The following is a 19,753-nucleotide window of genomic DNA, read 5'->3' as shown; positions in this document are numbered from 1 at the left end:
TCAATAATAGTACTCTAACAACCTTGAGCGCCTAGCCGTTCAAGGTTGTCTTTTTATCATTCAAACGGATTACAGACTATAAATTTATCTATGAATCTGTTGTCACAAAAACGAACGTATGTTTTACAAATACATTGACTTTTTGTCCTGACAACAATATATTATTGTCAGGACAAAAAAAGAGGTGAAGCAATGTCCGCCAAAAAGATGGGGCGGCCTAAATCTGACAAACCCAAAAGCAGAACGATTGAGATACGTGTCGACGAGGAAATTATGAACAAGCTCGATATTTCGGCTGAGGTGCTGAATACGAATCGATCAGACATCGTTCGCAAAGGGATTGAGAAGATTTACGACGAGCTCCAAAAATAGAAAAAGGAAGCAGCGTTCGTCCCTCGAAGAACAGCGCTACTTCCTATCCCGCAATCACTTGAATGAGCGACTGCATAAATATCCTACCATGTGCAGAACGTTCATTCAAGTGAGGTGCGAATTGATATACAGGAGGATGCACATGAATTCGATATTAGAAGCATTATATAATGGACGACTTCGACCGGATGAGATGATGATGCCGACACATCCTGAATACCAAGCGTTAGGACGGCAGATTGCAGCTCTGACAGAGCAGTGGAAGAATCGATTGAGCGAGAACGAATTCCGTGAGCTTGAACAGTTATTTGACTTGTGTGGCAGATGTGAGGGCATGCATACGGAAGCAGCGTTTGCACAAGGTTTTCGTCTGGGTGCCAACATGTTAATTGAAGTCATGAGTCAGCGTGAGGAATCAGTGTTGGAGTTTAATTAAGTTTAACGATGTGAGCAGGGATCCGGTTTACTTTTACAGCTAATTTCTCAGAAAATGACGTGCATACAACATGCTCATTTTGCATCATAAAATTGTATCATAAATTGATTATAACAAAGCCCTCAAATCCTCTCTGCATTCAGCAGCAGGGTTCGAGGGCTTCACTTAAACATACAGTTAACAAAATATATAGGGAAAGAACCTGTTTAACAAATTGTTCCTTAATCCGCAATATTCCCCGCCATCTTCAGACGGCGAGCAATCTCTTTGAAGTCTTCTTGCGAAATGCCTGGTGCGAATTCTTCCTCGACCGCAGGAGCTTCCGGAATCGGGAAACCTTCTGGTATACCCTGGATTACTTCCAGAGGTTGTCCATCTTCGGGGTGAGTTCCTTTCCAGATCTGACCAATGGCGTTGAAATCTTTATCACTATAGGTATACAGCTTGGTGTGTACCCCTTTTTCTTCATATTTACGAGCCTCGTTGAAGGCTTTGTTGTTCAGTGATGGAATAGGAACCAGCTTGGTCACATTTACGCCAGTTGCAATCTCAAGTGCTTTCGCATATGCGACAACATGCACGCCGCCACGTACCAGCAGGAAACCAACCACTTCACGGGCTGCGGGGTGATCTGTCATCTCATATACCTTCATTTTATGCGTACGCGCTCCACATTCGAGGAAAAAGTTGTGCAACAGATCTTCGACCAGATTGCCGCTGTTGAACACGTTTGCTCCCGTCCATGGATTACCCATAGAGTCAAAAGGCATTGCGCCTTGTGCACCTGCCAGATAGTGATAAGACAGACGAGCATCTTTCACGGAACCTAGCGGCGTATCGTCGGGTTCTTTATACTCGGTTGATCCTCTAAGACATTTGTTAATCCCGTGAGACACCAGCTCAACATGTCCCAATTCTTCGGCCGTAATACTCATGACCAGATCATAGAAGGGCTTTAACTTTTCTTTGGAGCGAAAATTAAACGATTGATAGAGGTAGTTGTTCAACGTTGACATTTCTCCGAATTTGCCGCCGAGCAATTCCTGTATGGCTGCCGCTGCATTCGGATCGGGCTTCTCGACATTGGGAATCTCAATCAGAATTTCATCCAAGCGTTTGAACATTCGGGTGTAACCTCCTCAAAGTGGTATTGCAGAACATGTAGAAATGTTAGCCATAAAGTCAGGCTGTCATGGCCTATTACACGGTTATTCCCTTTTTTAAACATAAAATCAACCAAATGGGACTTAAGTATTGCATCGCATGCTGCATATCTTCTCCCTTTTGTTATTTCCAATTCCGTGAATTTTATGTATAATCTAACCTTTAAATGGGGCTTCCAGATACAAGAGAATTAAGGTACATAAAGGAGTTAAAGATGAACAAACGTTGGGTAAAAATAGTGTGGATTCCGATGTTTCTGATGATGCTGATGTACATAAGCAGCGAGTCTGTCACAGCATACGCCGGTACGAACGAGGTTCAGGTGGATGAAGCAACGAGGCAGTTACTTGAGAAGAAATACGGGTTGGAACGTCCTCAGGAACTACAGACACAACAACCCTTTTTCTCGGGTGACTGGGGGATGAGTTTCCGGACAGAGCCACCTGATTCGTTGGACCGTCTTGTTCATGTGGTTCCTTTTTCCCTACGGCCACTGGCCTGGATCTTTCGTTTATTCGTGTAAAATGAAACCCGGACGGGCAATATAACAGAAACATATTGTCCCAAGGAGTGAGTGAAATGAGAATGCTCATCGTTACCGTCATGTCGGTAGTCTTGAGTTTGGCCGGAATGACATCAGGAACAGGTGCCTCTATCCCTGATTATGCGAAGTGGGGAATTATAGCGGTCAAAGAAACACAGACCAAATATAATGTGGATATTTTGGACTATAAGCACATCGGCCGTACCTCTCTAACAGCGGATCAATCACGGGAACAGTTCAAGCTATGGGTTCGTGCCAAAGATGGCAAGCAGTTCGCGGTCTATGTGAATGTTGATTTTAATCCATCTACACAGCAATTAAAGAAAGTACAATTTTCGGAATCCGATCGACACTGAACCGTTACTGAACTGGGTCATTACAAGTCACGTAGTTATATGAGCAGCATTATTAGAGGAACCAGACTCCCTTGATCATTAAGGGGAAATTCTGGTTTTTTTATTTTGCAAAATCCTTTTTTTACTATTGAATAAAGAACTTATGTTCGCATATAATATGAAATACAAACAAACGTTCTTATCGGAGGGATGATTATGCTAGGGAAATATATTGGCCAGATGGTGGAGCTTGTCTACATGGATCGTGCAGGGCAGATTACGCAGCGACAGATTCGAATTAACAGTGTACGTGGCGGGATGATTAGAGCATCAGCGGGAAAAGAAGGCTCACCCCGAACATTTCTGGAGCAAGGTATTCTGGCATGGCGTCCTGTTACGGATCTGAATGGGGAGGTAAAGTATGCTGAACGACTTTGAACGCAAGATTTTGCGTATTATGGTGAACTATGCAGGACAACGGCGCAGGTTGCCGCGTATGGATGAACTAGAGAATAAGACGGGACGGAGCAGAGCTTACATTCATGAGTCATTGCTGGAGCTTGAACGCACCGGGCACATCGCATGGGAGAATCGGTCTACTCTCGAAGGTATACAGATTTTGCAGGCATGGGAACAGGTGCAACAGCCGATTCGCAAAAGCCAGCCTTCCGGGGACTCCGTAAAATATTTTACGGACTATTGAGGTGTCTTTTCAAACTCAAGCAAGCTTTACGATGATGAATGTCAGCATCTAAACAGTCTGGGATTCCAAGTTGGCTGGTCCTGGCGAATGAATAGATGATTTTCTAAGGAACACAGTACGTCTTATTTAGCCTTCCGCTTTTCTAGTTAAATTGTAAGGAACATCAGACACCTTATTTCCCTTAATCCCTGACAAAAATGCTATAAAAGTCCACAAACTCTGATATAGCGTGTCTCAGATTCCTTAGATTTCTAAGGGTGCTTCAAATCCTTGAATAAGACGCCTCAGATTCGTTACCTCTCGTGGGCCTGCTTTCAGTAGGTTTGAAGACACCCTCTAGTGAACATAAGAAAACGCCAACCCGGATAACCGGATTGGCGCTTCTGTGTAACACGTACGATCTGTGCATCTATTTTAGAAATGGGGAAGTTGGTCCAGGTTGTTGGTTGGGTCACCATCGGCATCGCCGCGAATATACATTTCGCCATCCTTGCCTTTAAATACATTCACGCCGGCAATAGCGCCAGCCTTTACTTCTGCAAGTGCTTGTTGGTAATCCAGTACACGTCCTGCTGAAGTCTGAAAGGCTGTCAGGTCACCGTCGCCATTTTTCTGTACGGCTGTGAAACTCTCGCGTGTCGATTGATCCATGATGTCACACTCTCCTTATATGACGAGATAGGAATCTGTTTACCTGATTAGCCTATCCGAATTCCTGGGAAGTATGCATCATATGCTGATCAGACTTGCCAATGCCGAAGTTTTACAGACTCTTTTTCATACGAACATGCAGAATATCTGCATCATAAAAAGGTTCTTCCGAAATCACTTCATAGCCCAGTTTCTCATAGAATTTCTGCGCCTGACATTGAGCATCCAGTACGGAATAGGATAAACCGAGTTCACGTGCCAGTTCCTCCATCGCGAGCAGAAGCACGCGTCCATAACCGAATGAACGATGAGACTCAAGCACCGCGATCCGCTGCATTTTGGCCGTATCCTTGCTGTAATAGATCAGACGTCCTGTAGCTACAGCTTGCCCTTCCGTACTTAACAATACGTGATGCACATCCGGACTGATGACATCGTAGTGATCAATCTCAATCTCGGCAGGCACCTGTTGCTCGATCACAAAAACGTGATTGCGAATACCTAGGGCTTGTTCCAATTGTTCTTGCGTCGTTACATAACTAATCTCAGCTGCCAATTCCATTCCTTCTTTCTGCTCTTGCGCGACATATCAGACTGAATTATACAAAAAAATGTTTTTCCTGTATAGTGAAGTCTGGAACATATTGGGAGAGGAGGGGGTAGTGATGGGTATGACAGGCATCATGGTAATTACATTGCTAATGTCGGCGGGAATGATTACTCTGTTGTATTACGTTACGAAGAAAGCATACTCACGCAAGTGGGATGAAGATGAGTAATTCACCTCTTAACCTTCACGGCAAAACTTCACTGCTTCCTCGCGGAGAATATACATCTTGAATTACAGATTTGGAGTATACGTCCAGCCAGACGGGCAGAGATTCAACATTTTCATTGGGTTGTTTTAACTGTTGGAATTGAACCGTATGTTCATCCCGCTCCAACCCGCAACCAGTAGCGGTTATAATGAGAATCGTAAGCCCAGCGAAGAGAAAGAAGCATTTGGTAAATGTATATTTATTGGATTTTGACCGTTTTGTTAAGTTTCGCATAGGGAATTCACCTCGTTGTAGAAATGGTAATCTTTCCTTTATTGTGCACCATTTCGGGTGAATTATAACCAAATAAATCATTGACAATGAACACGGTTACTTGATATGATACTGTTACTTGATTGGGAAATAATTATATATCATGATCTGTTAGCTCAGCTAAAGATCATTATGATCGTGATGGATACATCCTATTTATTACAGGGCGATAGCTCAGCGGGAGAGCATTATCTTGACAGGGTAAGGGTCGTGGGTTCGATCCCCACTCGTCCTATATGAAAAAAGGGCAACTTCTTTTGAGAATTATATCTCAAGAGGGGTTGTTTTTTTATATAGCATTATGGCCACCTCTGATAATATATGTAGGTGGTTTTTTTGTTGATAATAAATATACTTAATGGTATAATTTGGATTGAATTAAGCAGTTAAAGTAGTTACGGATATCGATAAAAATAATACAGAAAAAAGATATGGTGGTTGATGGAATGGGACAAACAAAACGTGTTGCAGCACTATATCGAGTGTCCACAAAAGGACAGATGGATGGAAACGATATTCCAATGCAACAACGAGCATGCAGGAAGATGGTAGAGAAACAAGATGAATGAAAGCTAGTTAAGGAATATACCGAAAAAGGGGTGTCAGGTTTCAAAGTACCTGCCTCGAAGCGTGATGTTATTCAACAGGCTAAAGAAGATGCAGAGAATGGCTTATTCGATGTTTTGTTGGTATTTATGTTTGACAGGCTTGGAAGAAAAGATGATGAGACCCCCTTCGTACTTGAGTGGTTTGTAAACAAAGGGGTTGAAATGTGGTCTGTAATAGAAGGACAGCAAAAAATTGAAGCAAACACCGATCGGATGGTCAACTACTTAAGATTCTGGCAGTCAAGCGATGAAAGTAGGAAAATCTCTGACCGTGTCAATGAAAAACATAAACAGATGGTCGAAGATGGTATTTTCAGGGGAGGAGGTATTCCCTACGGGTATAAAAGTGTTGATTCCGGTAATGTAAATAAAAAAGGAAAAGTAATGCAAAAACTGGGCAAGCACGAAGAAGAGTCAAAGATTGTAAAAGAAATATTCCGACTAGCGCTTGAAGAAGGATACGGGCAATTAAGAATAGCTAAACTTCTAAACGAAAAAAATGTTCCGACAAGAAAAGCAAAACAATGGGGTGCTCCAACAGTAAACGTTATACTTAAGAATCCAATCTACAAAGGAGTGATGAGGTACAGAAAAGAAGAAGGGGACGATATATTTTCAAAACCAATCCCTGAATTAATGATAGTTTCAGAAGAGGATTGGAATACTGTACAGGATGTAAGGGATAAAAAGAACCCTAAGAATCCGAACAGAAATGAAAATTCCATTCCCATGAGCACTAAGGGAAGTTTACTTTTAACTGGAATAGCCAGATGCGGTTGTTGTAACTCTAGATTGACTACGACTACATTTGTAAATAAATACAAAGCAGCTAATGGAGAAATTGTTCGATACAATCAAAATAAAAGTTATCGTTGTAGTGGAAAATTGCAAGGAAAGACGGATTGTAATGGACAGGCAACATTTTCTTCAAAGAAGGTAGAGAGACAAGTCTTAGAAAGCGTGGAAGTATACTTAAGTGAACTCAGAACGATAGATTTTCAATTGGAAATTGAATCGATAAAAAAGAAAGTTTTTAATCAAGAAGAGGAAAGAATTAAAACAATGCAAAATTTACTGGAAGAGCACTATGAGGAGCTTGTGGTATTAAACGCTGAGGTTCCAAAAGCTATAATGGGTAAGAGTGCATTCAAGCCAGAAATGCTCAATGCTCTTATCGAGAAAAAAGAAAACGAAATTCAGAAAACTTCTGAAGATATTAAGGAACAAGAGAAATTGTTACTCTCCAAAAAAATGGAGATATCAGAGATGGAGACTCTAAAAGATGATCTCCCAGTTTGGCGGGATGTGTTTACAAAAGCTTCTACAGAAAAGAAGAAAATGATGTTATGCACATTGCTAGAGGTAGTCTACATTAGTAAAGATAAAATATCGGTCGAAATCAAGGCTGGAATAAAAGAATTACTCGGTCATCTATACAGAGAGAGAAAGGATACCAAGAGCTCACTTATTTGACAGGGTAGAGGTCAGTGGTTCGAGCCCACTACAGATCATACACGGGAAGCCTTACGATGTAAGGCTTCTTTTCTTTTTTCACATACAAACATGAATACGTTTCCGAGTGCTTCATTTTCATTCCTCTTTTTTAAACAAAACTTAAATAAAACATAAATTCAACGTAAGGTTCGTCTTCTATACTTGGTTCTGAGGTCAACATAGAACAGGAGAAGGAGAGAACTTATGAATTATCCAAACTCTTTTACATTAAAGTTAGCCAGAGTAGGGATCGCGGGTACACTCGCCTTAATACTAGCAACAAGCCCACTTGCCAACATGGGGGTTATTGCCGCGGAAGCAGTCCCATCACTTGTATCTACGAAGATGCATAACACACAGAAAGACTCTCTGGAGCATGCCCCAATTCAATACCAGATCCAGGCTCGGCTGAATGAGAAAGACATGACGATCCAGGGGAGCGAGAAGGTAACGTATCGCAACACAAGCAAGGATACACTCCAGCAACTGGTCCTGCATACATATGCTGATGCGAACCTGTCCAAGTCTACACAGGCGAACATGTTCCAACAAAATAATGAAAAGATTAGTGAAGATCATCCGGAGAAGACAGCGGAGGACTTTCTGGGCGGCATTGATATTCAGGCTGTAACAGCAGATAGCCAATCGCTGGATTTCCATAAGGAAAACCAAGCGTTGACCGTGCAGTTGAAAGAACCCGTTAAACCAGGCGAATCTGTAGTATTCCAACTAGAATTTCATCTGAATATACCTTATGGCTCACAGCGAGTTTCCTATTACAAGGATATAATCAATGGTGCACACTGGTTCCCGGTGATGTCTGTATACGACGAGGTTAAACATCAGTGGAACAAGGCACCGTATAGTCGAACATTTGAGAGCGATTATTACACCTCATCGGACTTTGAAGTTCAATTAAATGTTCCTGATGATTATCAGGTAGCCATGCCTGGCGCTATCACCACGCAAGACAGTTCAGAACATGGACGTAAGATTGTGTCTGCTGTAGCCGAGAATACGAGAGAGTTTGTTTTCTTTGCAAGTCCTAATCTTCAAGTGGAACGCGCTACCCGTAACGGTCTGACGGTTGAATACTATTATTACAACGATGATCCATCCAAGAAAAAGATCGTTGACCGGTACATTAATCAGGCATTCAAGGTCATTGATTTCTATAGTGAGAAATATGGCAAGTATCCCTATCCAGAGTTCCGAATTGTTGAGACGTATGTGCAAGGTGTAGCCGTGGAGTACGCGAGGCTCATTCAGATGGGACAGATTCATGATAGTGCCGTTCCAGAAGAAGATACAACATTTGTACATGAAATAGCTCATCAGTGGTTCCATGCATTGATCGGTAATAACTCGGAGACCGAATCCTTCCTGGATGAAGGCTTTGCCGATTTCTCGATGGTGTATTTTGCCGAGAAACAGGGAGATAAATTAAATGGTTTCAGATCCATACAGTTTGATACAGCGCCCGTAGATATGGCGATTGCCTCAACAAACGATGAAGCTGGGGATTTGGCAGGTTTGGTGTATTATCAGAAGGGGCGACAAGCGATCTATCAGCTTTACCGTTCTGTCGGTGAAGAGAAATTTGACGAGTTGATGAGAACATATTTCAAACGCTACGTATATCAAAACGCAACAATAGAGGGGCTTCTTCAAACCATTGAAGATGTGCTTGGTAAGGAAGTGCGCACAGAAATGCAAACAGCCCTATATCAGCCTGATTTTGTCTTAAAGCCGGAATTCCAATTATCACAGGAAGAGACCGCTGCATATGTGCATGATATCTTACAAGCGCAATATCAGGCTGTCATGGGTATGATCCCTGATCTGCCTTATGAAGTGATGAATCGATTGATGGACAAAGTCCTTCAAGGCGAGGAATTAACCATTGTGCTCAGCGATCAGGCGAGTAAACTTGCAACTAAACAGCAGGAAGATATGGTAAATCAATTGACCGGATTCCTTGATATGACCGGTATGAGATACGACATTATACGGGATCGCAAGGAACTGAAGCAAAAGATGAAAAAAGAGATCGGCAACAGCAACCTTATTGTCATTGGCAATGCCAAGTCAAACGGATTGGTGCAGGCTTTAAAATTCAACATTATCGACCGGACGAAACTGACGGGTTTTTCTTGGAAGAATACCATGAATCAACCTCTCGCCGCGGGTGCATATGTTATCAAACATCCCTATAACCAGAATCGATTGATGCTTCATTATTTCTGGAATGAGGATCATCTGAGTGACGCGGCATTTGAAGCTTTTAAGCTGAAAATACAGGAGTCTATCGGATTCACTAACGACTTTTACCAGTACTATGTATTGGATAACCAAGGCAAGGAGAAATCCGATAAAAAAGTTGCGAATCCCATATCTTCACTTTTTGCGGAGTAAATAGTACAAATTTTTCCTTCAACAGGTTAGCCAATTCTTATTGGTTAGCCTGTTTAGTCTTGTTATGAAAAACCAGACTTAGAATAATAGGCTGCAAGATGGGCATAATGCTTTAACAGAAAGGTAACTTCATGAATATACTTATCGGGAGAAAACAATAGGAGGGATTAATATGAAGGATCAACATTATCCGGGCGTACCAATGAAAGGGACAATGGCCGATTGCAACGGTAAAGGAATTAAAGGAATCACTAAAATGAAAGCGTATTCATATAGTGCTAGAATTCGCCCTATCATTCGTATTTCTCAGGAGTCAGCTGCGAATGAGGGTAATGTTGTTGATTTTTCAATCCTATTAATAAACGCTTCGGATGTTTTATATTCGCGACCGGTAACGGGTAATACCCCGTTCACGAAGGAGTTGAGTTCCCATGTCTATGACTGAGAATATTGCTCAGGCAGCACTCGAAGCAGCGATGAAGGCGAATAGGGCCATTGCACCTTATGACTATTGTGATGCAGAATCCAGACACATGTACACGCCTCAATTTGATAAAAAAATGGACAATCCTATGTATACCGCAGCAATGGCGGGTTTGCAATCGATCTACTGGTTTCGGGCAATCAAAGTGAAGGGGCTTATCCCTGATGCGAAAGCAGATTATTATGCTACGTATTCTACCAACCATAATCGTATCGGTGGAATTGGACTTGCGTATTCCAACAGCCCGACAGGACCATGGACCAAACACGGACAGGTATATCTCGATACTGTGGTGGGGAATTCGACGGAAACGCCATTTGTGATCTGGAACGATGAAGAACAATTGTTCTTTATGTATTATCAACAAAACGGACTTGGGATCAATCAATCGACGGCACTTGCAACCTCTGTAGACATGATTCAATGGACAAGAGTGGGTTTGATTTTGGACAAACCTCCCGGTTTCCCAGGTGATGGTCATACCGGTTACTTCTCGTGTTTTAGAAATGGTGGCAAATGGATCGGTTTCTCGGTAATGGGCGGCGGTGATTTTGGCCGTAAATGTATTTGGCATTCTCATGACGGACGTAGCTGGTTAGCTGATCCAAGACCATTAATGGGTGGTAATGATGCGACTTTATCAGCGGAAGAAAACATTTCGAGACCCAATGCAGGTGTATTTATGTACAAAGGGAGCATGTGGTGGCTGGGCATGTTATCGGCTTATGCTTCAGGTGGGGTTACGACTGTAGCTCGGCCTGCCATTGCCAAGATCAGCGCAGACTTCCGTCAACTGTTGGACAAACCTTCAGATATATATTTTCCGGCATTGAATTGGGAAACGACCAACATGCAATCCTTGATGGTGTCCGTTATGGACGGTGTAGTGTACGTGTATTACAATACCGATCATAATATCGGTGTAGCCTATTCGGTGGGGGTGTAGAGATGATTATACGTGATGCAGCGGGTCAGATTGTGCCCTTTGGAAAGGTCCACAAACAGCTTGTGGCCGATTTTCTATACGGAACGTTACCGGATTGGGTGGAGGTGGTGGGCACCCCTACGTTTGAGCCCTTGCCTGATAGAGGAACCATAACAGTTACAACACCGGCCACGGCAGGAGCGACGGCAGAGTTGAAAATGAAACATCTGATTGACAGCTCGAAAGTAACAGCAATTGCAATTACTTTGGAAGCGCTACAATTCAACGGGAATATTGGAATATCAGTTCAGGTTGGCATTAAATCCAAGGATAGCAAGGCCGGCATCACCTTTTTTCATAACGTTAATCAGAAGTATGGTATGGTCCGAGCCTATAAAGCAGATGGAACGTACACGGATTTTAAGCAAAACATGGTTTTCTTCACCACCCAAGGTGTGGCGGGAGATGAGGCGCAGAATCGAAAGAACCTGACGGTGCTGCTCTGCACCGGGTTACAGTTCTCGGCGGGGTTCGAAAGACCTTCCGTGTGGCTTGGTGCGGATGATCAGTATGGAGGTGTTGCTGCTGACCTGAGTGGTGGGTTGTTCCAACATGGAGAATTGCAATGTCTGTTGAAACTCACCACAAGCAAGGCTGAGGCCAAGTATTTCAAATGTGCACAGATGAAAGTGGATATCTGGAGTAACTAATCAAACTGGGGAGCAGTCTGAAGACAAACAAGGAGCCTGATTGGAAGGGAGTAGCAACATACTACGCCAAGCTGGGATTTGCGAAACTTGAATTGAAATGACCAAGAGAAAAATAGATGATCTGCTTGGATCGGTCAATAACTTACTGGCAGTAATAGGGTACCTAAACACCTGACGCTTTGAAAAAGAAGTGCAGTGTTTGGGTACCTTTTTTATTTAGAGAAGGTTCATCATTGTACCGCCTGCTGCACCAGCAGCGACAACGATCCACGGTGGTACTTTCCAAAAAACGAGCATTAGAAACAACATGCATACCAGTGCAAAATCAACAGGAGTTAGGATCGCAGTTGTCCAAAGCGGATCGTACAACGATGCCAACAAAATACCTACAACGGCTGCATTAATTCCGAGTAATGCACCTTGAGTTTTCGAGCTTTTGCATAAAGAATTCCAGAAGGGCAATGCGCCTACGATCAGAAGGAAAGCTGGCAAAAAGATAGCGATCGTTGCAACCAAAGCTCCTGGAATGCCACGCATCATCGCTCCTAAATAACTGGCAAAGGTGAACAATGGTCCGGGTACAGCTTGTGCTGCTCCATATCCCGCCAAAAAATCGGACTTGTTGATCATACCTGCAGGGACGAATTCACGTTCCAGTAACGGAAGCACAACATGCCCTCCGCCAAATACGAGTGATTCTGAACGGTAGAAGCTATCAAAGATTAACAGCCACCCCGAACGATCAAAGGGTGTGAGTAACGGGAGAAGAATCAGGATTCCGAAGAATGAAGCCAAGCAGATTATAGCCAAGTTACGATTTACAGGGACAGACAAGTCTACTGTTTTAAACTCGGTCATTTTACTAAAATGAACCATCCCTATCACGCTGCAATAACAATAAAAAGGATTGGAGTGAACGCAGTTGGCCACACAAGAGTCGCCGCTGCAGTAAAGATAGCGATGGTTGCCCTGTAACGGTCAGGAGTTAGTTTTTGCCCCATGCCCCATATCGCCTGAGCGACAATAGCTACAGCAACAATTTTCAGACCGTGAATCCAGCCAGTACTGCTGATATCAAATCCTTGCAGAAGAAAAGCGAACAAGACTAACGCAATGACAGAAGGAAGTGTAAAACCAAGCCAAGCCATCAGCCCCCCCAGCAATCCGCCCCGGATGATACCAATTCCAATCCCGACTTGACTGCTGGCAGGTCCGGGCAAAAATTGACATAGCGCAACTAAATCTGCATAGCTTCGTTCATCCATCCATTTTCTACGGCGAACATATTCTTCATGGAAATAACCAAGATGAGCGATGGGTCCTCCAAATGAAGTAAGGCCGAGTTTGGTTGATACAGCCAACACCTCATAGAGTGTCCTGGATTTATGTTTGGGCTTGTCCGGGGATAGAAATGAATTATTCTCCAAACGTGTTATTCCTCCTTAAGTTCGACTTAGGCAATTCGATGGATGACAGTTAAGAAAGGATACATTTCCTCTACTGATGACTACAATGATAATCCTCATCATCGCTAATCATTTAAACACAGCATTAAACTGTATTATTTTTTAATAATAACTATTTACATACACAATTCAATTGTGTACAATGTAATTGTTAGCGATACAATGGAAATTGAAATTTAGTCAAAATAAATCTAATCAACTAAAGGAGTTTTCACAAATGAAAACATTATATGAAACAACAGTCATCAATACAGGTGGACGTCAAGGAATCGTCCAATCCCCAGATAACGTGTTTATGTTGGATGTTGCGGCACCGCCTGAACTGGGAGGACAAGTGACGACAGCTACCAATCCGGAGCAATTGTTTGCAGCAGGGTATAGTGCTTGTTTTAACTCCGCACTGGAGTTTCAGTTAAAGAAACACAAAGTTGAAATTGAGAGAAGTACTGTAGCTGCAACCGTCATGTTGGTGACGGATCCTGAGGATAACGGGGTGAAGCTTCAAGTCGATTTGGAAGTTAAAATTCTTGGTCTGGATGAGGAGACAGCAAAGAAATTTGTGAAACTTGCCCATGACTACTGCCCATATTCCAAAGGAATTAAAGGGAACGTGAATGTTAACGTGGAACTGGCGTAAGGCGTAATCACTGAAATGATTTGTTCTTGATAAGAAGCCTCCGAGAAATCGTGAGGCTTTTTTGGTTTATTTTGCTCCGAGTAAGATACACCTTGCCCAGAAAAAAACAATAATAATGGTTGTGATATACCTATAGGGGGTATAATGAGTAGTATAAATAGAATTAAAGGAGTGCAAAACATGAAAAAGTACTTACTGACTATATCGACTATAATTTTCGCAAGCAGTTTGGTTTTGAGTGGATGTGGCAAGGAGACTCGGCAGACTGTTGAAAGTAACGATGACAGTCATACAACCACCGCAGGCGAGATGCACCATTCTGAATCGGGAGAGCTACCGGAAGGACTGCGGGAGAAAAGCAATCCTACCTTTCCAATAGGAAGCCAGGCGTTGATGAGTGCCGATCACATGTCGGGCATGAAGGGTGCAAAAGCAAAGATCGTTGGAGCATATGAGACTACGGTATATGCAGTGACGTATACCCCAACCACAGGTGGAGATCCCGTACAGAATCATAAATGGGTTATCCATGAGGAAATACAGGACCATAAGGAACAACCGTATGCGGCAGGTTCCGAGGTGCTGTTGAGCGCTGATCACATGAAAGGAATGAAGGGTGCCAAGGCCACAATTGATTCTGCTAAAGAGACAACGGTATATATGGTTGATTATACCCCGACAACAGGGGGAGATTTGGTTAAGAATCACAAATGGGTCACAGAAGAAGAGTTAACTGCTATCCAATAGAGACCATTTGTATAAAACAGCCCTTTTGATACAGAAAAATCAAATTCATACTCAATTATGGGTTATAATGGTATTAAGATTACACAAAACTGCTGAAAGGGGGAATGTACTTATGATGGATTTTAGCAAACCACCCCATGGCTCTGAGACCGATACACACCGTCAGCGTCATCAGGAGAATGAACAGAAATACCTGTCCGGAGGCAAGAGCATTTGGTATGAAATCAGCAACTGGCTCATTCTTGGAGGTATCCTCCTTGTCATATTTTTATTATTCAAATACGTTTTCTAAATAGACACACAACCGGGCGAATCCCCATATGATGCATTACATCAGTAAGCATTTGGGGAAATGGGGAATCCGGGATGGCAAAAGCAAAGGGAAAGAAAGCTCCCGCATTAAAGAGTGACAAAATTCGGGTGTCCATGAAGTTGGTCACTTCCGATGTATGTGAGAGATGTAAAACACCATGTACACGAGGCATGGATTACGCTGCGCGGATGCGAATTGATGGGGCTATAGGCAAGGGCGTTCCCTGTATCCTGACCCGCCATACTTCATCATAACTCTTCGTATAATTCCGTAATTATAACAATAATAGAACAGAGGCATCCTTTAATGAGGATCGCCTCTATTTGTGCATTCCAAGGGGTGGAAAAAATTCTGGATAAAAAATGAAAAATGATGAAAAACAGCGCAACTTTGTGGATGAATCTACAGTATAAATGTACAACAGCTAGCAGCAGGGGAGGGAATATTGACGGGATGAAATGGAAACGAGTATTGCTTTGTGTCACGGTATTCTCCTTGCTCGGCGGGTCTTTATTGTTTGCAGATTCGGTGAACGAGAAGATTCGTGTTCTCATTAACGGCAAGGAAGCAGCTGATGGAGGTTATCTCATTGATGGAACGACCTATGTACCCGTAAGGGAAGCCGGAGGCGTCGTCAAGTGGGATAGCAGTAACAAGAGAGTAACGGTGATCAAACCGAATGTACATATTTTTCTCTTCAAGGGAGACACTGTATTTGGCAACGTTAACGTAGGTAAGCTGAAATTCAATGTATTTTCACAAGTGGACAGTCTGACAGCAGATGTAGCTGCGGTGAAAGTAACGATTACCAATCCAAGCGGTCAGGTGAAGGATATCCAGTCCCAGGAGCTTACGACACAGAAGGATAACTTCTGGTTCCGCACATACGATTTTACGTACGATTTCAGTCGTGCCGGCAAGTATCAAGTCGGCTTTCATATTAAAGAAAATGCAAACAGCAGCTACGTCCTGGTAGCGGAGAAAATCATTACAGCGCTGAACGATTGAAGCGAAAATAACCCTGTGAGTTAAATTGACCTGGGTCATTGAACATGTTACGATATGCAAGGTTACACAATTTCTATTTATAAAGTGAGGTATTTCAATGAGCGATCACACACATGAACACGGCGATGGCTGCGGATGCGGGCAAGACCACGACCACGACCACGAGCATGAAGAAGTCCTTCTCACATTAACAGACGAGAACGGCCAAGACGTGGAGATGGTTTTGGTGGAGACGTTTGACGTGGAGAAGCATGTTTATGCGCTCCTGCTGGAACGTAACAATCCTGAAGCTGACGGCATCATCCTGCGTATGGAAGAAGAAGACGAGGAAATGGTGCTCTACAATATTGAAGACGAAGAAGAGTGGAACCGCGTTGAAGCGGCTTACAACGAACTCGTTGCATCACAAGAATAGTCATTCTTTTGGAACATAACATGAAGGCTCCTTGATTTCAGGGGGTCTTTTGTTTGTTTTTTTAAGAGGTGGAAGAGTATGTTCATGACCTATCGAATGATGAAAATAGACCGAAAAATGCAAACTCACTTGTCCCATAAAATGAATTGTCCGACAAAATAAAAAAAGACCAAGCGTAAGGCTTGGCCCTTCAAGTTTATCCCTGCTCAGCGCTAGGGGGTGTTTTAGAAAATGGCATCGGCTTCCACGATCACTTTAACGTTGGTTACGCTGCGATCTTCGGGTCCTTTGACAGGCAATCCAACTTCGACATGATCGATGATGTAGTCGATATTCTCTTGAGTGATAACCTCACCCGGTAACAGGATCGGAATTCCTGGCGGATAGACATAGATGAATTCCGAGATAATACGTCCTGCGGATTCTTTAAACGGAATCACTTCGGTATCACCGTAGAATGCATCACGTGGAGTCAACATCAACTGTGGAATATCCGGCACTTTGACTACCAGTTCATGGGCCGGGTTCACTTGATAATAGGTACGGGAGAGATCCTGCAGAGCGTTCAGCAAGATATCCACGCTGTCGTCCGTATCTCCTGGCGTGATGAGACACAGAATATTGTACATATCACTAAGTTCGACCTCAATGTTGTAATGCTCACGCAGCCAGTTCTCTGTCTCATACCCTGTAATGCCCAGATGGCGAACATGGATCGTTACTTTAGTTGGGTCGTAATTGAAGGTCGCTTCTGTACCCAGCAACTCTTTACCGAAGCAATACAGTCCATCCATATCGTTAATCGAACGTCTGGCAAAATCGGCCAGATCAATCGCCTTCTGTGCAATCTCACGACCGTGGAGTGCCAGGTTGCGTCTGGATGTGTCGAGTGAAGCAAGCAAAATGTATGAAGTTGATGTTGAGGTGAGCAGACTCAGGATCGTCTGTACACGCTGTGGATTCACGAATCCATTCTTCGTGTTCAGGTTGAGTACGGAACTCTGTGTCATGGAGCCACCAAGCTTGTGAACACTGGTTGCAGCCATATCGGCACCTGCTGCCATCGCAGACAATGGCAGATCCTCATGGAAATGAATGAGTACGCCATGTGCTTCATCAACAAGCACAGGGACTTGGTAGCTGTGTGCCAGCTCAACAATCTCTTTCAGATCGGTAACCACACCGTAATAGGTCGGGTTAATGACAAGTAATGCCTTGGCATCCGGATGACGCTCAAGTGCACGACGGATGGACTGTGTAGTCACTCCATGGTCAATACCCAGATTGGCATCTTGTGAAGGAGAAACAAATACGGGTTTGGCGCCTGAGAAAATAATGGCGGACAGAACCGATTTATGCACATTGCGGGGCACAATAATTTTGTCACCCGGTGAGCATACAGACAGAATCATGGTCATAATGGCACTGCTTGTGCCTTGTACACTAAAATAGGTATAATCGGCTCCGAAGGCATCTGCTGCCAAAATCTGTGCTTCCTGAATGACACCGGTTGGCTGATGCAGGTCATCCAGCGGTGCGATGTTAATCAAATCTATGGAGAAGGCATTATCGCCAATAAATTCACGGAATTCGGTATCCGCTCCCAATCCTTTTTTATGGCCCGGAATATGAAACTGTACCGGATTGAGTGCCGCATGATTTTTTAAAGCGGTAAACAGCGGCGTACGGTGGTGATTCATTATTGCTGTCACAACCCTTCCTAATAAAATTGGTAAACAAAGATGAGTATAGCAAATTAAGACCCGAATGCAACAGGTATAATCGACAATTTTTTAAATTGCCGAGATTTGGGCACATTCCCCACGGTTACACTAAGGATAGGGAATAGGCAAATGAACGCCGAAAGGGGAAAAAGAATGCAAACTGATACAAAACCAGCCAAAATTTTGCGATCACCATTTTTTATCGCGATGTGGCTGACACTTTTTCTAGTTGAAATTATCAAAGGAGCCCTGTTGGTAGCCGTTTTGCCCGTGTATATGGACAATATTCTGGGTCTGTCCGCAGGCGTCATTGGTGTGGCATTTGCTCTTCAATATCTGGGCGATAATCTGTTCCGGGCACCTTCCGGCTGGGCAGCAGAACGGATCGGGTTCCGCGCAACGATGGTCACAGCACTAATCTGTACCTTAATCGCTGTTATTATGATCCTTTTTCTCAAAAGTGCCGTTGGACTGGCCATGGCCTGTCTGATTCTTGGCATCGGTACGTCACCGCTCTGGCCTTGCGCCATGACAGGAGTGACTGCGATGTCAGGCCCACAGAACAAGAATGGTACAGCAATGGGGGCGCTGGAGATGGCCGCTCTGGGCGGTACAGGCCTTGGTCCAGTCGGCATGAACTGGTTGCTGGAGCGTACGCATCATGATTATCGCACCATATTTCTTGTGTTGATGGGTTGTGCCATTCTCGTTATTCTGGTGGCCATGATTCTTCCTGGACGTGTCATCGTCGAAGGAGAGGAGCATGCCGAGCAAGCTGCGAAGAATCGAGATGTGAAATATCCAGCCAAACCGAACTTGCTCACGCCGTTCATCCGGCTGCAGAAGAGTGTGAAGGGCACACTGCAGCGGGTTCGCAGCACGCTTAATGTTAATCCACTGGTGTATCCTGCCTTGTTTATGCAGTCGTTTGTCATTGGGCTGCTCAGTCCAGTAATCACGCTATATACACGCACAGACCTGCATATCTCACCCAACCTGTATAGTCTGTTGTTGATTGCGGGGGGTGGAATAACCGTTATTGCCTTACTGCCTGTAGGTAAAATGGTAGACAGGTTTGGTACGAAACCGTTCCTTAACGTTGGTTTCTTGATGGCGTCAGCAAGTCTGTTCGCATTTTCCTCCATAACATCCATTCCGGTAGTCTTTGGTGTTGTTATGCTGGTGGGCGTCAGTTATGCCATGATTCTGCCCGCCTGGAATGCGTTTGTAGCCACACTGATTCCCAAAGGGGAGCGGGGAGCGATCTGGGGATTCTTCCTCACTTTGCAGGGATCAGGCATGGTTGTAGGTCCAATTGTTTCCGGATTGTTGTGGGACCATGTTAGCCATCCGGCCCCATTCATTGGCAGTGCCATCGTCATGGCAGGACTTGCCGTAGTGCACTTTGTGTTATCCCGTAATCCGTTTCGCACCGCTCCAGCCAAATAAAATAGAAAAAAGGGAGTTCCGTCAACCTTCATGGTTGTGGAGCTCCCTTTTTTGATGTGGCG

At 43.7% G+C, this 19,753-nt stretch carries 24 protein-coding genes, 1 tRNA gene and 2 pseudogenes; 21 read left to right on the top strand and 6 right to left on the bottom strand.

What is annotated here, in order from left to right:
- Positions 1 to 192: 192 nt before the first annotated feature.
- Positions 193 to 372 carry a CopG family transcriptional regulator gene (locus NKT06_RS21690; RefSeq protein WP_253439191.1) on the top strand — a complete coding sequence of 60 codons (180 nt, stop codon included), beginning with the start codon at positions 193 to 195 and terminating at the stop codon, positions 370 to 372.
- 142 nt (positions 373 to 514) lie between these two features.
- Entirely contained in the window at positions 515 to 808 is a 294-nt protein-coding gene (locus NKT06_RS21685; protein ID WP_105599660.1) for a DUF6809 family protein, read from the top strand.
- Between the two features lie 221 nt (positions 809 to 1,029).
- On the opposite strand, the gene NKT06_RS21680 is transcribed toward NKT06_RS21685, so the two are convergent.
- Complete coding sequence (locus NKT06_RS21680; RefSeq protein ID WP_091014199.1) at positions 1,030 to 1,932, bottom strand: manganese catalase family protein; 903 nt, start codon at positions 1,930 to 1,932, stop codon at positions 1,030 to 1,032.
- Positions 1,933 to 2,186: 254 nt separating this feature from the next.
- Here NKT06_RS21680 and NKT06_RS21675 point away from each other — a divergent pair, with 254 nt between their 5' ends.
- The 4 genes from NKT06_RS21675 (at position 2,187) to NKT06_RS21660 (ending at position 3,554) form a co-directional block, all read left to right on the top strand.
- A complete protein-coding gene (locus NKT06_RS21675) occupies positions 2,187 to 2,495 on the top strand; it encodes a hypothetical protein (RefSeq protein WP_253439188.1) in 309 nt (102 codons plus the stop codon).
- Positions 2,496 to 2,551: 56 nt separating this feature from the next.
- The gene (locus NKT06_RS21670; protein ID WP_253439185.1) at positions 2,552 to 2,872 is read left to right on the top strand and encodes a DUF3889 domain-containing protein; all 321 of its coding nucleotides are present in this window, start codon (positions 2,552 to 2,554) and stop codon (positions 2,870 to 2,872) included.
- 195 nt (positions 2,873 to 3,067) lie between these two features.
- Entirely contained in the window at positions 3,068 to 3,289 is a 222-nt protein-coding gene (locus tag NKT06_RS21665; RefSeq protein WP_017687387.1) for a hypothetical protein, read from the top strand.
- Positions 3,273 to 3,554, top strand: a complete 282-nt coding sequence (locus tag NKT06_RS21660) for a hypothetical protein (RefSeq protein ID WP_047843713.1) — start codon at positions 3,273 to 3,275, stop codon at positions 3,552 to 3,554. Before NKT06_RS21665 ends, NKT06_RS21660 begins: the two co-directional genes overlap by 17 nt.
- Positions 3,555 to 3,968: 414 nt before the next feature.
- On the opposite strand, the gene NKT06_RS21655 is transcribed toward NKT06_RS21660, so the two are convergent.
- The 3 genes from NKT06_RS21655 to NKT06_RS21645 form a co-directional block, all read right to left on the bottom strand.
- Complete coding sequence (locus tag NKT06_RS21655; protein WP_253439183.1) at positions 3,969 to 4,205, bottom strand: DUF3892 domain-containing protein; 237 nt, start codon at positions 4,203 to 4,205, stop codon at positions 3,969 to 3,971.
- 112 nt (positions 4,206 to 4,317) lie between these two features.
- Positions 4,318 to 4,761 (bottom strand): GNAT family N-acetyltransferase, encoded by a 444-nt coding sequence (locus tag NKT06_RS21650; protein ID WP_253442692.1) that lies wholly within the window; start codon positions 4,759 to 4,761, stop codon positions 4,318 to 4,320.
- Positions 4,762 to 4,999: 238 nt separating this feature from the next.
- The gene (locus NKT06_RS21645) at positions 5,000 to 5,257 is read right to left on the bottom strand and encodes a hypothetical protein (protein WP_253439181.1); all 258 of its coding nucleotides are present in this window, start codon (positions 5,255 to 5,257) and stop codon (positions 5,000 to 5,002) included.
- Between the two features lie 202 nt (positions 5,258 to 5,459).
- Here NKT06_RS21645 and NKT06_RS21640 point away from each other — a divergent pair.
- The 8 genes and pseudogenes from NKT06_RS21640 to NKT06_RS21615 all read left to right on the top strand — a co-directional run bounded on the left by NKT06_RS21640 (position 5,460) and on the right by NKT06_RS21615 (position 11,932).
- Positions 5,460 to 5,531, top strand: a tRNA-Val gene (locus tag NKT06_RS21640).
- A 211-nt stretch (positions 5,532 to 5,742) separates the two neighbouring features.
- Positions 5,743 to 5,865 (top strand): hypothetical protein, encoded by a 123-nt coding sequence (locus NKT06_RS31715; protein WP_301290078.1) that lies wholly within the window; start codon positions 5,743 to 5,745, stop codon positions 5,863 to 5,865.
- Between the two features lie 15 nt (positions 5,866 to 5,880).
- Positions 5,881 to 6,201, top strand: a pseudogene (locus tag NKT06_RS31710) (recombinase family protein); the annotation flags it as partial.
- Positions 6,199 to 7,377 (top strand): recombinase family protein, encoded by a 1,179-nt coding sequence (locus tag NKT06_RS21635; protein WP_367399899.1) that lies wholly within the window; start codon positions 6,199 to 6,201, stop codon positions 7,375 to 7,377. The pseudogene NKT06_RS31710 and the gene NKT06_RS21635, both read left to right, overlap by 3 nt.
- Before the next feature lie 225 nt (positions 7,378 to 7,602).
- Entirely contained in the window at positions 7,603 to 9,813 is a 2,211-nt protein-coding gene (locus tag NKT06_RS21630; RefSeq protein ID WP_253439177.1) for a M1 family metallopeptidase, read from the top strand.
- A gap of 172 nt (positions 9,814 to 9,985) precedes the next feature.
- Complete coding sequence (locus tag NKT06_RS21625; protein ID WP_253439174.1) at positions 9,986 to 10,258, top strand: hypothetical protein; 273 nt, start codon at positions 9,986 to 9,988, stop codon at positions 10,256 to 10,258.
- On the top strand, positions 10,245 to 11,243 hold the full coding sequence (locus NKT06_RS21620; protein WP_253439170.1) for a glycoside hydrolase family protein: 999 nt from the start codon (positions 10,245 to 10,247) through the stop codon (positions 11,241 to 11,243). The genes NKT06_RS21625 and NKT06_RS21620 overlap by 14 nt, the downstream gene beginning before the upstream one ends.
- Before the next feature lie 2 nt (positions 11,244 to 11,245).
- The gene (locus NKT06_RS21615) at positions 11,246 to 11,932 is read left to right on the top strand and encodes a hypothetical protein (protein ID WP_253439166.1); all 687 of its coding nucleotides are present in this window, start codon (positions 11,246 to 11,248) and stop codon (positions 11,930 to 11,932) included.
- 216 nt (positions 11,933 to 12,148) lie between these two features.
- Here the strand turns inward: NKT06_RS21615 and NKT06_RS21610 are convergent.
- A pseudogene (locus tag NKT06_RS21610) lies at positions 12,149 to 13,359 on the bottom strand (chromate transporter).
- 256 nt (positions 13,360 to 13,615) lie between these two features.
- Here NKT06_RS21610 and NKT06_RS21605 point away from each other — a divergent pair.
- The 6 genes from NKT06_RS21605 to NKT06_RS21580 all read left to right on the top strand — a co-directional run bounded on the left by NKT06_RS21605 (position 13,616) and on the right by NKT06_RS21580 (position 16,518).
- A complete protein-coding gene (locus tag NKT06_RS21605) occupies positions 13,616 to 14,035 on the top strand; it encodes an organic hydroperoxide resistance protein (protein ID WP_253439163.1) in 420 nt (139 codons plus the stop codon).
- Between the two features lie 180 nt (positions 14,036 to 14,215).
- Positions 14,216 to 14,782 carry a YdhK family protein gene (locus NKT06_RS21600; protein ID WP_253439160.1) on the top strand — a complete coding sequence of 189 codons (567 nt, stop codon included), beginning with the start codon at positions 14,216 to 14,218 and terminating at the stop codon, positions 14,780 to 14,782.
- 112 nt (positions 14,783 to 14,894) lie between these two features.
- Complete coding sequence (locus NKT06_RS21595; protein ID WP_017687398.1) at positions 14,895 to 15,074, top strand: hypothetical protein; 180 nt, start codon at positions 14,895 to 14,897, stop codon at positions 15,072 to 15,074.
- Between the two features lie 74 nt (positions 15,075 to 15,148).
- The gene (locus NKT06_RS21590) at positions 15,149 to 15,349 is read left to right on the top strand and encodes a hypothetical protein (RefSeq protein WP_253439158.1); all 201 of its coding nucleotides are present in this window, start codon (positions 15,149 to 15,151) and stop codon (positions 15,347 to 15,349) included.
- Positions 15,350 to 15,548: 199 nt separating this feature from the next.
- Positions 15,549 to 16,103 carry a copper amine oxidase N-terminal domain-containing protein gene (locus NKT06_RS21585; RefSeq protein WP_253439155.1) on the top strand — a complete coding sequence of 185 codons (555 nt, stop codon included), beginning with the start codon at positions 15,549 to 15,551 and terminating at the stop codon, positions 16,101 to 16,103.
- A gap of 97 nt (positions 16,104 to 16,200) precedes the next feature.
- Positions 16,201 to 16,518: a DUF1292 domain-containing protein gene (locus tag NKT06_RS21580; RefSeq protein WP_036614722.1), complete on the top strand. Its 318-nt coding sequence runs from the start codon at positions 16,201 to 16,203 to the stop codon at positions 16,516 to 16,518.
- 224 nt (positions 16,519 to 16,742) lie between these two features.
- Here the strand turns inward: NKT06_RS21580 and NKT06_RS21575 are convergent, their stop codons facing one another.
- Positions 16,743 to 18,218, bottom strand: a complete 1,476-nt coding sequence (locus NKT06_RS21575) for an aminotransferase class I/II-fold pyridoxal phosphate-dependent enzyme (RefSeq protein ID WP_253442690.1) — start codon at positions 18,216 to 18,218, stop codon at positions 16,743 to 16,745.
- Positions 18,219 to 18,395: 177 nt separating this feature from the next.
- Here NKT06_RS21575 and NKT06_RS21570 point away from each other — a divergent pair, with 177 nt between their 5' ends.
- The gene (locus tag NKT06_RS21570; RefSeq protein ID WP_253439152.1) at positions 18,396 to 19,691 is read left to right on the top strand and encodes an MFS transporter; all 1,296 of its coding nucleotides are present in this window, start codon (positions 18,396 to 18,398) and stop codon (positions 19,689 to 19,691) included.
- Positions 19,692 to 19,753 lie beyond the last annotated feature (62 nt).

It is taken from the genome of Paenibacillus sp. 1781tsa1 (assembly GCF_024159265.1).
GTDB lineage: Bacteria > Bacillota > Bacilli > Paenibacillales > Paenibacillaceae > Paenibacillus.
Note: the sequence above shows the minus strand (reverse complement) of the source record. Positions and strands in the feature narration are given on the sequence as shown.

Coding starts and splice junctions, on each gene's coding strand:
- NKT06_RS21660 (WP_047843713.1), top strand. CDS start 3,273: ATGCTGAACGACTTTGAACGCAAGATTTTGCGTATTATGGTGAACTAT.
- NKT06_RS21580 (WP_036614722.1), top strand. CDS start 16,201: ATGAGCGATCACACACATGAACACGGCGATGGCTGCGGATGCGGGCAA.
- NKT06_RS21670 (WP_253439185.1), top strand. CDS start 2,552: ATGAGAATGCTCATCGTTACCGTCATGTCGGTAGTCTTGAGTTTGGCC.
- NKT06_RS21645 (WP_253439181.1), bottom strand. CDS start 5,257: ATGCGAAACTTAACAAAACGGTCAAAATCCAATAAATATACATTTACC.
- NKT06_RS21615 (WP_253439166.1), top strand. CDS start 11,246: ATGATTATACGTGATGCAGCGGGTCAGATTGTGCCCTTTGGAAAGGTC.
- NKT06_RS21675 (WP_253439188.1), top strand. CDS start 2,187: ATGAACAAACGTTGGGTAAAAATAGTGTGGATTCCGATGTTTCTGATG.
- NKT06_RS21570 (WP_253439152.1), top strand. CDS start 18,396: ATGCAAACTGATACAAAACCAGCCAAAATTTTGCGATCACCATTTTTT.
- NKT06_RS21625 (WP_253439174.1), top strand. CDS start 9,986: ATGAAGGATCAACATTATCCGGGCGTACCAATGAAAGGGACAATGGCC.
- NKT06_RS21585 (WP_253439155.1), top strand. CDS start 15,549: ATGAAATGGAAACGAGTATTGCTTTGTGTCACGGTATTCTCCTTGCTC.
- NKT06_RS21680 (WP_091014199.1), bottom strand. CDS start 1,932: ATGTTCAAACGCTTGGATGAAATTCTGATTGAGATTCCCAATGTCGAG.
- NKT06_RS21590 (WP_253439158.1), top strand. CDS start 15,149: ATGGCAAAAGCAAAGGGAAAGAAAGCTCCCGCATTAAAGAGTGACAAA.
- NKT06_RS21635 (WP_367399899.1), top strand. CDS start 6,199: ATGGTCGAAGATGGTATTTTCAGGGGAGGAGGTATTCCCTACGGGTAT.
- NKT06_RS21665 (WP_017687387.1), top strand. CDS start 3,068: ATGCTAGGGAAATATATTGGCCAGATGGTGGAGCTTGTCTACATGGAT.
- NKT06_RS21620 (WP_253439170.1), top strand. CDS start 10,245: ATGTCTATGACTGAGAATATTGCTCAGGCAGCACTCGAAGCAGCGATG.
- NKT06_RS21690 (WP_253439191.1), top strand. CDS start 193: ATGTCCGCCAAAAAGATGGGGCGGCCTAAATCTGACAAACCCAAAAGC.
- NKT06_RS21595 (WP_017687398.1), top strand. CDS start 14,895: ATGATGGATTTTAGCAAACCACCCCATGGCTCTGAGACCGATACACAC.
- NKT06_RS31715 (WP_301290078.1), top strand. CDS start 5,743: ATGGGACAAACAAAACGTGTTGCAGCACTATATCGAGTGTCCACAAAA.
- NKT06_RS21685 (WP_105599660.1), top strand. CDS start 515: ATGAATTCGATATTAGAAGCATTATATAATGGACGACTTCGACCGGAT.
- NKT06_RS21655 (WP_253439183.1), bottom strand. CDS start 4,205: ATGGATCAATCGACACGCGAGAGTTTCACAGCCGTACAGAAAAATGGC.
- NKT06_RS21575 (WP_253442690.1), bottom strand. CDS start 18,218: ATGAATCACCACCGTACGCCGCTGTTTACCGCTTTAAAAAATCATGCG.
- NKT06_RS21605 (WP_253439163.1), top strand. CDS start 13,616: ATGAAAACATTATATGAAACAACAGTCATCAATACAGGTGGACGTCAA.
- NKT06_RS21600 (WP_253439160.1), top strand. CDS start 14,216: ATGAAAAAGTACTTACTGACTATATCGACTATAATTTTCGCAAGCAGT.
- NKT06_RS21630 (WP_253439177.1), top strand. CDS start 7,603: ATGAATTATCCAAACTCTTTTACATTAAAGTTAGCCAGAGTAGGGATC.